Annotated in this window: 10 protein-coding genes; 6 read left to right on the top strand and 4 right to left on the bottom strand. The window is 65.8% G+C overall.

Features of this window, described 5'->3' with window-relative positions; all coding sequences use genetic code 11:
• Nucleotides 1–6 precede the first annotated feature (6 nt).
• From ACFC2Y_RS01350 to ACFC2Y_RS01325, 6 genes are all read left to right on the top strand, one after another.
• Nucleotides 7–843, top strand: a complete 837-nt coding sequence (locus tag ACFC2Y_RS01350) for an ABC transporter permease (RefSeq protein WP_375173259.1) — start codon at nt 7–9, stop codon at nt 841–843.
• Nucleotides 840–1,499, top strand: a complete 660-nt coding sequence (locus ACFC2Y_RS01345; RefSeq protein WP_375173258.1) for an aspartate/glutamate racemase family protein — start codon at nt 840–842, stop codon at nt 1,497–1,499. Before ACFC2Y_RS01350 ends, ACFC2Y_RS01345 begins: the two co-directional genes overlap by 4 nt.
• Nucleotides 1,500–1,732: 233 nt before the next feature.
• Complete coding sequence (locus ACFC2Y_RS01340; protein ID WP_375173257.1) at nt 1,733–2,674, top strand: helix-turn-helix domain-containing protein; 942 nt, start codon at nt 1,733–1,735, stop codon at nt 2,672–2,674.
• A 238-nt stretch (nt 2,675–2,912) separates the two neighbouring features.
• Nucleotides 2,913–3,356, top strand: a complete 444-nt coding sequence (locus ACFC2Y_RS01335) for a (2Fe-2S)-binding protein (protein WP_375173256.1) — start codon at nt 2,913–2,915, stop codon at nt 3,354–3,356.
• A gap of 12 nt (nt 3,357–3,368) precedes the next feature.
• Nucleotides 3,369–5,636: a molybdopterin cofactor-binding domain-containing protein gene (locus ACFC2Y_RS01330; protein ID WP_375173255.1), complete on the top strand. Its 2,268-nt coding sequence runs from the start codon at nt 3,369–3,371 to the stop codon at nt 5,634–5,636.
• Nucleotides 5,637–5,691: 55 nt separating this feature from the next.
• Nucleotides 5,692–7,806: a PQQ-dependent dehydrogenase, methanol/ethanol family gene (locus tag ACFC2Y_RS01325; protein ID WP_375173254.1), complete on the top strand. Its 2,115-nt coding sequence runs from the start codon at nt 5,692–5,694 to the stop codon at nt 7,804–7,806.
• A gap of 143 nt (nt 7,807–7,949) precedes the next feature.
• Here the strand turns inward: ACFC2Y_RS01325 and ACFC2Y_RS01320 are convergent, their stop codons facing one another.
• The 4 genes from ACFC2Y_RS01320 to ACFC2Y_RS01305 are packed head-to-tail and all read right to left on the bottom strand — an operon-like array spanning nt 7,950 to nt 11,843.
• A complete protein-coding gene (locus ACFC2Y_RS01320; protein WP_375173253.1) occupies nt 7,950–8,360 on the bottom strand; it encodes a RidA family protein in 411 nt (136 codons plus the stop codon).
• Nucleotides 8,357–8,806 (bottom strand): acyl-CoA thioesterase, encoded by a 450-nt coding sequence (locus tag ACFC2Y_RS01315; protein ID WP_375173252.1) that lies wholly within the window; start codon nt 8,804–8,806, stop codon nt 8,357–8,359. The genes ACFC2Y_RS01320 and ACFC2Y_RS01315 overlap by 4 nt, the downstream gene beginning before the upstream one ends.
• Nucleotides 8,803–9,546 carry an SDR family NAD(P)-dependent oxidoreductase gene (locus ACFC2Y_RS01310; RefSeq protein WP_375173251.1) on the bottom strand — a complete coding sequence of 248 codons (744 nt, stop codon included), beginning with the start codon at nt 9,544–9,546 and terminating at the stop codon, nt 8,803–8,805. The genes ACFC2Y_RS01315 and ACFC2Y_RS01310 overlap by 4 nt, the downstream gene beginning before the upstream one ends.
• On the bottom strand, nt 9,543–11,843 hold the full coding sequence (locus ACFC2Y_RS01305) for a bifunctional salicylyl-CoA 5-hydroxylase/oxidoreductase (protein ID WP_375173250.1): 2,301 nt from the start codon (nt 11,841–11,843) through the stop codon (nt 9,543–9,545). Before ACFC2Y_RS01305 ends, ACFC2Y_RS01310 begins: the two co-directional genes overlap by 4 nt.
• Nucleotides 11,844–11,864 lie beyond the last annotated feature (21 nt).

Raw genomic sequence — 11,864 nt, 5'->3', positions numbered from 1 at the left:
TGAGCCATGGAACGACGACCGCGCAGTTTCTACGTTCTGGCCGGGTTCTTCGGGCTCTTTGTCCTCTTCCTCTACGGGCCGATCCTGACCATCGGCATCCTCAGCTTTCAGGGGCCGCAGGGTGGGCTGACCTTTCCAATGAACGGGGTCTCGACCTACTGGTTCGCGGATCTCTTCAAGGAGCAGGCCGTGGGCGATATCTGGGGGGCCTTCCGGCGCAGCTTTGGCCTGGGGCTGATGGTCATGGTGACGACCGTCGTCGTGTCGGTCATGGCGGGGCTGGCCTTCCGCAAGCGGTTCTGGGGGTCGGGGGCGCTCTTCTATGCCGCGATCACGTCGCTGGTGATCCCGTCGATCCTGATCTCGCTCGGGGTGGGTCTGATCTTCAACCAGCTGGGGCTGAAGATCCACTGGGCGACCAGCGGCTTCGGCTCGCAGCTGACCTGGACGCTGCCCTTCGGCCTGCTGATCATGTTCGCGGTCTTCAACCGCTTCGACAAGAGCTTTGAGGAGGCCGCGCGCGATCAGGGTGCGACCGCCTGGCAGACGCTGCGCCATGTGGTGCTGCCGATCATTGCCCCCTCGCTGATCGGGGTCGCGCTCTTCGGCTTCACGCTCAGCTATGATGAATTCGCCCGGACCCTGCTGACCGCGGGCAGCTACAATACCCTGCCGCTGGAAATCTTCGGCATGACGACCAACGTCACCACGCCGGTGATCTACGCCCTGGGCACGCTGACCACGATCTTTTCCTTCGGCATGATCGGCGCGTTCCTGCTGGGGGTCTGGATCATGAACCGGCGTCGCGCGCGTGCGGGATCGGACGCGGGCAAGGGCGTATGAAACTGGTCTACATTAATCCCAACTCCACGGTCGGCATGACCGAGGGGATCGTCGCCACTGCGCGGGGGGCTCTGGCCGGGATCGAGGTGACCGGCCTCACCAACACCGAAGGCCCCGCCGCCATCGAAGGGCCCGCAGATGGCGACGCCGCAATCCCCGGCGTTCTGGCGCGGCTGGCCGAGGCTGAGGGGCAGGGGGCGGATGCGATCGTCATCGCCTGTTTCGACGATACCGGCCTGGCCGAGGCGCGGGCCAGGGCCCGGTGCCCGGTCCTGGGGATCGGTCAATCCGCCTATGTCATGGCAAGCTTGCTGGGGCACAGGTTTTCGGTTGTCACCTCTCTGGCCGTGTCGGTGCCGGTGATCGAGGGCAATATCAGGGCCAACGGCCACGCGGGGGCCTGTGCCTCGATCCGGGCCAGCGGCGTGCCGGTCCTCGCCATTGACGAAGGCGCGCCGGAAACCCTGGACCGGATCGCGGCGGAAATCGGACTGGCCCGCCAGCAGGATGGCGCGACCTGCGCCGTGCTGGGATGTGCCGGGATGGCCCCGCTGAAGGCGGCCCTTGGCGCACGAACGGACATCCCCCTGATCGACGGGGTCGCCGCCTCGGCGCATCTGGCGGTGGCGGCGGCGGCCTTTGCCAGGGGGGCGTGATGTCGCGCATGATCCGGTTGCGGAGGGTGTCGCACAGGGGCTGCCGTACCGGGGCCAGCGCTGCCAGGCGTGAACGATAACACAACTTCGCGCAGTCATTTTGCAAGAATCTTGCGCAAAGACGCCGTTCGGCTACACTCGGGGCCATCGGAGGATTGGGAGGTCCTCCGACTTGGTGCCTCAATGCATGGCGCTGCGAAATCTTTGTTCGGCATTTGGGAGGGTGCAGACAAATGATGCGGAACAGCTCCGGCCAGGAAGAATTCGAGGTCTGGCGCGACACGTTGCGCGGGTTTTGCGGGAACTTCGATGTCACGCCGGGCGATGACCTCGGCGCCCGGCATGGCAGCTTTGGCGCGCGCCAGATGGGCGGGCTGGAACTGGCCCATATCGCGACAAATTACGACGCGTTGCAGCGTGACGAAACCTGCATTCGGCGCGACGACGTGGACTGCCTCTACCTGGTTCACCAGATCTCGGGGCGTCAACGTATCGACCATTGCGGCCGTCAGGAAATCATCGAGGCGGGCGATTGCGTTCTGTTGGACAGCGCCCGCCCGATGTGGGGGCATTACGGGCGGGAAGGTCTTGAATTCGTGTCCCTTCACATTCCCAGAGAGCTCTTCTTCCGCGATGCAGCCGACCAGACCGAGATCGAGATCGGCTGTGCGCGGCGCGTCGGGGATGCGCGCGGCTCGGCGCTGAAGGCGGCGCTGCGCTTCGTTCGGGACAATGCCATCGGCGCCGACACGGGGCAGGGCTTCATGGTCGATCTGGCGCGTCTGGCGTTTCGCGCGGATCCCCGGCGTCCTTCGCTGGCCCGCTTTGGCCGCGCCGCGGATCGCACGGTCGCGCTGAAGGAACTGATCGCCCGGAATGCCCATGACGCCAGCTTTTCCCTGTCGCATCTGGCCGGGCTGGCGGGTCTGTCGGAACGCCAGGTTCAGCGCGACCTGCAAAGCGACGGCACCAGTTTTTCCCGCGAGGTACAGGAGATCCGTCTGGCCCGCGTCGCCCGCGACATCCGCGTCGCCGCGCGGGAGGCGCGTCCCATCCAGGTGGCGCAAGTGGCCTATGACGCCGGGTTCAATGATCTGAGCCATTTCAACAGGGTATTCCGCCGCCGCTTTGGCTGTTCGCCCAGGGAAATGAGCCAGCACAGCCTGGAAGCCTGACAAATTCCAACCTGCGAAACCGCTGGCGCGTAAAGCCCGGTTTTTTGGCGCGATACGCAAAGACAGCCGTGCCATCCCGGCCGCAAGATTGCAGCCGGAGGAGACCGCGCCAAGCGAATGCGCCCTGGATCACCGTGCCGCGCGCGCGGGGGGCGGGATGTGTTCGTGACGCAAGAACGGACGGCCGCCCATGGGGGCCAGTCTGCTGGCGCATGGCCCCGGTTCAGGGAGGAACATGATGAAATTGACAGTCAACGGCACCGACCACGAGGTCGACGCGACACCAGACACCCCGCTTCTGTGGGTGATCCGAGAGGCCCTGGGCCTGACGGGAACGAAATTCGGCTGCGGCCAGGGCTTGTGCGGGGCCTGCACCGTGCATGTGGACGGGGTCGCCGTGCGCTCCTGCCAGACGCCGGCGGCGGATGCGGCGGGCACCAGCATCACCACGATCGAAGGGCTGGACCCGGCGGGCGAGCATCCGCTGCAGAAGGCCTGGGTCGACCTGCAGGTGCCCCAGTGCGGCTACTGCCAGTCGGGCCAGATCATGCAGGCCGCGCAACTGCTGGCCGACAATCCCAAGCCGTCACGCGAAGACATCGTGGCCCATATGGGCGGCAACCTCTGCCGCTGCATGACCTATGACCGGATCGTCGCGGCGATCGAAAGCGCAAGCGCGTAAGGGGGGACGATCATGACCGAACATAGAAACCTGATGACCCGGCGCGGCTTCCTTGTCCGCGCCTCTGCCGTGACGGCGGGCGCGCTGACCATGGGGTATGCCGCCATGCCCGACGCCGCGAACGCCGCCTCCGATGCGGGGGCGGTGATGTCCCCCAACATGTTCTTCGACATCCACGAGGACGGCCGAGTCGTCATCCACATCGCCAAGGCCGAGATGGGCCAGCATGTGGGCACCGCCCTGGCGCAGACGGTGGCCGAGGAACTGGAGTGTGGCTGGGACAACGTCGACATCTCCTACGTCGGCTTCGATCCGCGCCACGGGTTGCACATCACGGGCGGGTCGTGGTCCGTCAACTGGACCTTCGACGCCCTGTCGCGGGCGGGGGCGGCCGGGCGCATGGCGCTGATCGAAATGGCCGCCGCAGAGCTGGGCGGCGCGCCCGAGGACTACACGGCAAAGGACGGCGTGATCTCCGGCGGTGGCAAATCCATCAGTTACGGGGAGCTGGCCAAGCTGGGCAAAGAGACCCGCGCCTTCAGTGAAGACGAGATGAAGGCCCTGACCCTGAAGGGCAACGGCGATCGTTCGGTCGTGGGGCAGTCGGTGCAGGCGCTGGACATCCCGGCCAAGGTCAACGGCACCGCCATCTACGGCATCGACCAGACGGTCGAGGGCATGGTCTACGCCACCCCCGCCGTGCCGCCCGTCCGCTACGGGGCCAAGGTGACAAGCGTTGACGACAGCGCCGCCAGGGAGATCCCCGGATACCTGGAGCACGTCGTGATCGAGGACCCGCTTGGCACGCAGACCGGCTGGGTCATGGCCATCGCGACCGGTTACTGGGCCGCCAAGAAGGCCGCCGAGGCGCTCAAGATCGACTATGATCTGGGCGGCAACGCAGGCCTCTCCCTAGCCGATATCCACGCGGAAAACCTGCGCCTGATCGAAAGCGGCGAGGACACGCGCCTGATCGTGAACGACGGCGACATCGAGGCGGGCATGTCCGGGGCCGAGACGACCCTGATCGCGGACTACACCACCGGCGTCAACGTCCATGCTCCGCTGGAGCCGATGAACGCGCTCGTCGACATCAAGGACGGGGTCTATCACATCCATGCAGGCAACCAGTTCCAGACCCTGCTGATGGGGCTGGTCGGCGCGCTCGGGGTCGAACCCGAAAAGATCGTGTTCCGTCAGGCGCTTCTGGGCGGCGGTTTCGGCCGTCGGCTGGATTGCGATTATGTCGTCATGGCCTGCCACACCGCCAAGGCCGTCGGCAAACCGGTCAAACTGATCTATTCGCGCGAAGCGGACACGCTGATGGACTTCACCCGCCCCGTGGCGACCGTGCGGATGACCGCGGGCCTCAAGGGGGCCGAGATCACGGGATGGAAGAACTCTTCCGCCTCGGCCTGGGCCTCGGCCCGTCAGGCCCCGGCCTTCATGGGCCCCGACCTCTCAGGAAACGAAGACAAGAAATTCGACGGCTTCGCCATCAACGGCGCCGATCACTGGTACACGATGGCGAACCAGCAGGCGCTCCTGTCGCTGAACCAGGTCGCGCAAAGCGCGATGCCACCGGGTCATCTGCGCTCCGTCGGTCCGGGCTGGCAGTGCTGGGCGGTCGAAAGCTTCCTGGACGAGGTCGCCGCCGAAATGGGCGAGGACCCGCTGGCCCTGCGTCTGCGACTGCTGGACGGGTCGGGCAAGAACGCCGGGACGGGGGCCACGACGGGCGGCGCGAAACGCCTTGCCGCTGTCTTGCAGGATGTGGCGGATCGGGCCGGATACGGGACCGAACAGCCAGCAAATACGGCCATCGGTCTGGCGGCGGTGTCGTCACAGGACCGCCCCTCCGCCTCCTGGACGGCCTGTGCGGCCAATGTCACCGTCGATCCCGACAGCGGCGCGGTCACGGTCAACAAGCTGACCCTGGGCATCGACGTGGGCCTTGCGGTGAACCCCGACGGGGTCAAGGCGCAGCTGGTCGGCTCGGCCCTCTGGGGGCTGTCGATGGCCCTGCACGAAGATGTCGGGTTCGAGAACGGGGCCATTCAGGCCAGCAACTATGACGGCCTGACCCCGCTGCGCATGTTCGACATGCCCGAGGTGGATGCCAGGGTCATGGACGTGGGGGGCTATCCCACGGGCTGCGGCGAACCGGGCACCACCGCCGTGGCCCCGGCCATTGCCAACGCCATCGCCAAGGCCTCGGGCGCGCGGGTCCGGTCGCTGCCGATCACGGCAGCCAAGGTCAAGGCAGCCATGAATGGCTAGTCCAACACGAAAGGCAGGCGACACGCGCCTGCCTTTTCCTAAAGGGAGGAATATCATGTTTTTACATAGGATTGCGGGGGCCATTGCGGCGCTCGCTCTGGGCACGGCTGCGCTGGCGGACAGCCATGCGGCCAAACCCGACGCAGAGGCGATCAAGGCCGCCACGGCCGGGATCGACGGCGCGGCCATCGTCGCCAACATGGCAGAAACAAAGAACTGGCTGAACTACGGCCTCGGCTATGACGAGGCGCGGTTTTCCAAGCTGACCGGCATCACCACCGACAACGTGGGCGAGATGGGGCTGGCCTGGTCGCACAACATGAATTCCCGACGCGGTGTCGAGGCGACGCCGATCGTCGTGGACGGGATCATGTATGTCACCGCCTCCTGGTCCGTGGTCCACGCGCTGGACGCGGTCACGGGCGAGGAGCTTTGGGTCTATGATCCGCAGGTCGACCCGGCCTGGGGCTACAAGGGCTGCTGTGACGTGGTCAACCGGGGCGTCGCGATCTGGGACGGCATGATCTATGTCGGCACCTACGACGGCTATCTCGACGCCATCGACGCGGCCACCGGCGAACGCGTCTGGCGTGCCGACACCTCGATCAACCGCGACTGGCCCTACACGATCACCGGCGCCCCGCGCATCATCGACGGCAAGGTCATCATCGGCAACGGCGGCGCGGAATACGGCGTGCGCGGCTATGTCACCGCCTATGACGTGAAGAGCGGCGACGAGGTCTGGCGCTGGTTCACCGTCCCCGGCAACCCTGCGGACGGGTTCGAGAACGCCGCGATGGAAGCGGCGGCGGAAACCTGGGATCCCTCGGGCGAATGGTGGGAAATCGGCGGCGGCGGCACCGTCTGGGACGCCATGGCCTATGACCCCGATCTGAACCTCCTCTACATCGGCGTCGGCAACGGCACCCCCTGGAACCAGGACATCCGCTCGCCCGAAGGTGGCGACAACCTCTATCTCGCCTCCGTCGTGGCCCTGAACCCCGATACCGGCGAATATGTCTGGCACTACCAGCACACGCCGGGCGAGACCTGGGATTATACCTCGACCCAGCACATCATTCTGGCCGATCTGGAAATCGACGGGGCGGAGCGCAAGGTGCTGATGCAGGCGCCCAAGAACGGGTTCTTCTTCGTCATTGACCGCGAAACCGGCGAATTCCTCTCCGCCGAGCCTTTCGTCTTCGTCAACTGGGCCTCCGGTTATGACGAGAACGGCCGCCCGATCGAAATGGTCGGCGCCCGCCCCGGTCAGGCCAACGCGGTGGAGGTCACGCCCTCCGCCCTCGGCGCTCACAACTGGCACCCGATGAGCTACAACCCAGACACCGGGCTGGTCTACATCCCGGCGCAGGGGATCCCGATCACCATGCTCGCGGAATCCGGCGAACGGCCCTTTGACCAGATGGCCCCGAACGCCTTTGCAACCGGCACCGGCTGGAACATCGGCTATTACCTGAACGCGGTCCAGCCGAACGGCAAGCCCGTCGGCATGCTGATCGCCTGGGACCCGGTCGAGCAGCGGGAGGTCTGGCGTCAGCAGCACCTCTACCCGTGGAACGGCGGGACGCTGACGACCAAGGGCAACCTCGTCTTCCAGGGCACCTCCGACGGCCGCTTTGTCGCCTACAACGCGGAAACGGGCGAGCAACTGTGGGAGGAACACCTGGGCATGGGCATCATCGCCGCACCGATGACTTGGGAAAAGGATGGCGACCAATACGTCACCATCGCCGCGGGCTGGGGCGGGTCCTACGGGGTGTCCAACCGCCACACCGAAACCGTCGGGCCGGGCACGGTCTATACCTTCAAACTTGGCGGCGAGGCTGAGGTGCCGAGCTATGGCGACGCCCCGACCGATCTGCTGCGCGGGGTCTCCTACGATCCGGCGATGATCCCGGAGGGGCAGGGGCTCTACGTCGCGAACTGCGCCGTGTGCCACGGTGTCCCGGCGGTCGGCGCGGGCGGCAATATCCCCAACCTCGGATATTCCGCCCCGGGCACGATCGAGAACATCAACGCGATCGTACTGGAAGGCGCGATGGAGGGGGGCGGCATGCCCAATTTCCACGGCAAGCTGACCGAAGATGACGTGGTCAAGATCGTCGCCTTCGTGCAGGGCCTTGTGGATATCCTCCACCCCCCGCAATAAGGCACGCGGGCTGGCGCTCTTGCGGGGGCGCCAGCCATACCTTTCCCCGCAAATGACCACCGCCGCCCCGAACAGGGCGGCGGTGTGTCATTGGGGGATCGGTCGCGCGCGGGTGATGCCGGTGTTCGGCCGTCCGCCCTGTGTCAGGTCGGGATGACGGCGGTGGCCTCGATCTCGATCTTGGCCGCGTCTTCCATCAGCGCCACGACCTGTACCACCGCCATGGCGGGGAAGTGGCGGCCGATCACATCGCGGTAGATCGCCCCGAACTCCCTGAGATTGTTGTTATATTCCGCCTTGTCCGTGATGTACCAGGTCAGGCGGACGATATGCTCGGGCCGGGCCCCGGCCTCGGCCAGCACGGCGACGATGTTCTCCAGCGTCTGGCGAAACTGGCCCAGCATGTCGGTGTGCACCCACTCCTGCTGCGCGTTCCATCCGACGAGGCCCCCGGTCACGATCAGCTTGCCCTCCGCCATCACGCCGTTGGCATAGCCTTTTGCAGGAACCCAGCCCTCGGGCTGCAGGAAGGTGTGGGGGCTTGAGGGTGTCATGCGCTCGTCTTCTCGGCTGTTGGTTCGGATGGGATGAGGTAGGCGGCCATGCGGTCGCGCACCGCCTCGGGCCAGGGGGCGGAAGACCCGCCGCCGGTCCTGGCGTGGATGATCGTCGCCGTGCAGTCGAACCGGGTCTGGCCGTCGCAACTGCACCGGATCGCAACGGTGAGGGAGGCCCGGCCAAGCCGCGTGATCGTCAGGTCGAAATCGAGCGCCTCGCCCAGGTAACTCGGATTGGCAAAGCGCACCTCGATCCGGCCCATGGGCGTGCCCATGCCGCCGTCGAAGACGCCCATGTCCTGCCAGCTGTAGTCCACGGCATCGGCCAGGAAGCGTTCGATCGTGGCCGAGATCATCTCGAAATAACGGGGGTAGAAGACCATGCCGGCCGGGTCGCAGTGATTGAACTCGACCGGCCGTGTCAGGCGGAATACCTCTGTCATGTCTCCCCTCCCGACACCGAAATCGCCTGACCCGTTACCATGTCCGATCCGGGGGAACAAAGCCAAAGGACGGCGGCGGCCACGTCTTCGGGCGGCACCAGCCTGTGCATCGGATTGGTCGCCTCCAGCGTGGCGCGGGCCTCTTCGGGGCTGCGTCCGGTCTTCTCGACGATGTTGGCGATGGATTGTTCGGTCATCTCGGTGTCCAGAAACCCGGGGCAGACCGCATTCACCGTGACCCCCTTGCGCGCGAATTCCAGCGCGACGGATTTCACCATGCCAACCACCCCGTGCTTCGCCGCCGCATAGGGCGCGACGTAAGCATAGCCCTTCAGCCCGGCGGTGGAGGCAATGGCGATGAGGCGACCCCAGGGCTTGTCCTTCAGTGCCTTGGCGCCTTCCCGCAATGTCAGGAATGTGCCAGTCAGGTTCACATTGACCATACGTTTGAAGGCATTCAGATCGGTTTTTGTAAAGGGTGCGCTGTCCGAAATCCCGGCGTTCGCCACCACGATATCCGGTTGGGCCTCGGCCACGGCGGCGGACATCGCGGCCTCGTCCGTGATGTCGCACACCACCGCGCGGATGCCCGGCGCCCGGGAGGCCACGGCTTCCAACGGGGCCAGACGGCGCCCGCAAATCGTCACCTGCGCGCCCTCGGCGGCCAGAGCCTGGGCGATCGCCGCCCCGGCACCAGTGCCGCCCCCCGTCACGAAGGCTGATTTGCCCGCAAGGCTCATGCCCGACCAGCCGGGGCCGCCATTGCCCGGGCGCGTTCGGCCAGGGTGTTTGCCTGACGGCGGCCGCCCTCGTAGGGCAGGGGCCAGGCCTGTGCCTCGTCGCCCAGTTCCACCGCCGCATGCAGGGTCCAGTAGGGATCGGCAAGGTGCGGACGCGCCAGCAGGACGAGGTCCGCACGCCCCGCCATCAGGATCGAGTTCACGTGGTCCGGTTCGTAGATATTGCCTGCCACCAACGTCGGCAGGTCGATCTCGTTGCGCACGCGGTCGGCGAAGGGCACCTGGAACATCCGGCCGTAGATCGGCTGTTCTGCCTTGTCCGTCTGCCCCGACGACACGTTGATCGCATCCGCGCCCGCCGCCTTGAACATCGCGCCGATCTGCACCGCCTCGTCCGGCGTCACCGCATCCTCGCCCATCCAGTCATGGGCCGAGATACGCACCGTCATCGGCTTCTCCTCCGGCCATTCCGCGCGCATGGCGGCAAAGACCTCCAACGGATAGCGCATCCGGTTCTCCAGCGACCCGCCGTAGTCGTCCGACCGCCGGTTGGTGACCGGAGAGATGAAGGAGGCCAGCAGATAGCCGTGCGCCGCGTGCATTTCGATCATGTCGAAATCCGCCTCACGGGCCGCGCGGACGGCGGCGATGAATTGCTCCTTCACCATGTCCATGTCGGCGCGGTCCATCTCCTTCGGGACCACGTTGCCCTCCATCAACGGGATGGCAGAGGCCGACAGCAGGCCCCAGTTCTCGCCCTCCGGCAGGGCCTGGTCGATGCCGTCCCAGGCCAGCCGGGTTGACCCCTTGCGCCCGGAATGGCCGATCTGGGCACAGATCTTGGCGGGTGTCTCCTCGTGCACGAAGCTGGTCAGGCGGCGATAGGCCTCCACCTGATCCGGCCCGATGCAGGGACAGCCCGGGGTGATCCGCCCTTCGGGACTGACGCAGAGCATCTCGGTAAAGACCAGCCCCGCGCCGCCCTTGGCGCGTTCGGCGTAATGCACGAAATGCCAGTCCGTCGGCATCCCGTCCTTCGCCTTGTACTGCGCCATGGGCGAGACGACGACGCGGTTTACCAGCTCCATCCCGCGCAGCTTGAAGGGCGCGAACATGGGCGAACGGCCCGAATTGCTGCCCGCCTTCTTCTGGAACCAGGCTTCCGCCGTGGCCAGCCATTCCGGATCGCGCAGGCGCAGGTTCTCATGGCTGATCCGCTGCGACCGGGTCAGCAGCGCATAGTTGAACTGCATCATGTCGAGGTCGAGATAGCGCTCGATCTCCTCGAACCACTGGGTGGAGTTTCGCGCGGCGGAGGTCACGCGCAGCACCTGCAGCTTCCGCTCCTCCTGATAGTCGTGCAGCGCCTGATCCAGCGGCTTGTCCGAAGACAATTCGTCCGCCAGTGCGATCGCCGACTCCATGCCCAGCTTGGACCCCGACCCGATCGAAAAATGCGCCGTCGCCGAGGCATCGCCAAGCAGCACGACATTCTCGTGATACCAGCTTTCGCAGGTCACGCGTGGGAACCGGATCCAGGCCGAGCCGCGGATATGCGCGGCATTGGTCATCAGGGAATGCCCGCCGAGGTGACGCGCAAAGATCTTCTCGCAGAGCGCGATGCTCTCCTGCTGGCTCAGCGTGTCGAAGCCAAAGGCGCGGTAGGTCTCGGGCCCGCATTCCACGATGAAGGTCGCCGTGTTGTCGTCGAACTGGTAGGCATGCGCCCAGATCCAGCCGTGCTCGGTCTTCTCGAAGATGAAGGTGAAGGCGTCGTCGAACTTCTGATGCGTGCCCAGCCAGACGAAGTGGTTGGCGCGCATGTCGATTTCCGGCTGGAAATGCTCGGCATAATGGCTGCGGGTTTTTGAGTTCAGCCCGTCCGACGCCACCAGCAGGTCGTTGTCGCGACGCAGCTCCTCGATCCGGTCGGGGGTCACGTCGTGCTGAAACTCTAGGGTCACGCCCAACTGGCGGGCCCGTTCCTGCAACAGCAGTAGCATCTCTTTCCGCCCGATCCCGCAGAACCCGTGGCCGGAGGAGGTCATCTCCTCCTCCCCGCGCACCACCTTCACATCGTCCCAGTAGGCGAAGTGGTCGCGGATCATCTTTTCGCTGACGGGATCGTTCTGGTCGAAGTTCGACATCGTTTCGTCCGACAGCACGACGCCCCAGCCAAAGGTATCGTCGGGCCGGTTGCGCTCATAGACCGTGATGTCATGCGAGGCATCGCGCAGCTTCATCGAGATGGCGAAGTAGAGGCCCGAAGGTCCCCCGCCCAGAACAGCGATTTTCATGGCCGAGTCTCCCTGGTTGTC

This window comes from Pseudooceanicola sp., assembly GCF_041987405.1.
Taxonomy (GTDB): Bacteria; Pseudomonadota; Alphaproteobacteria; order Rhodobacterales; family Rhodobacteraceae; genus Pseudooceanicola.
The sequence above is the reverse complement of the archived record's forward strand: the minus strand, read 5'-3'. Positions and strand labels throughout refer to the sequence as shown.

Coding starts and splice junctions, on each gene's coding strand:
- ACFC2Y_RS01350 (WP_375173259.1), top strand. CDS start 7: ATGGAACGACGACCGCGCAGTTTCTACGTTCTGGCCGGGTTCTTCGGG.
- ACFC2Y_RS01345 (WP_375173258.1), top strand. CDS start 840: ATGAAACTGGTCTACATTAATCCCAACTCCACGGTCGGCATGACCGAG.
- ACFC2Y_RS01340 (WP_375173257.1), top strand. CDS start 1,733: ATGATGCGGAACAGCTCCGGCCAGGAAGAATTCGAGGTCTGGCGCGAC.
- ACFC2Y_RS01335 (WP_375173256.1), top strand. CDS start 2,913: ATGAAATTGACAGTCAACGGCACCGACCACGAGGTCGACGCGACACCA.
- ACFC2Y_RS01330 (WP_375173255.1), top strand. CDS start 3,369: ATGACCGAACATAGAAACCTGATGACCCGGCGCGGCTTCCTTGTCCGC.
- ACFC2Y_RS01325 (WP_375173254.1), top strand. CDS start 5,692: ATGTTTTTACATAGGATTGCGGGGGCCATTGCGGCGCTCGCTCTGGGC.
- ACFC2Y_RS01320 (WP_375173253.1), bottom strand. CDS start 8,360: ATGACACCCTCAAGCCCCCACACCTTCCTGCAGCCCGAGGGCTGGGTT.
- ACFC2Y_RS01315 (WP_375173252.1), bottom strand. CDS start 8,806: ATGACAGAGGTATTCCGCCTGACACGGCCGGTCGAGTTCAATCACTGC.
- ACFC2Y_RS01310 (WP_375173251.1), bottom strand. CDS start 9,546: ATGAGCCTTGCGGGCAAATCAGCCTTCGTGACGGGGGGCGGCACTGGT.
- ACFC2Y_RS01305 (WP_375173250.1), bottom strand. CDS start 11,843: ATGAAAATCGCTGTTCTGGGCGGGGGACCTTCGGGCCTCTACTTCGCC.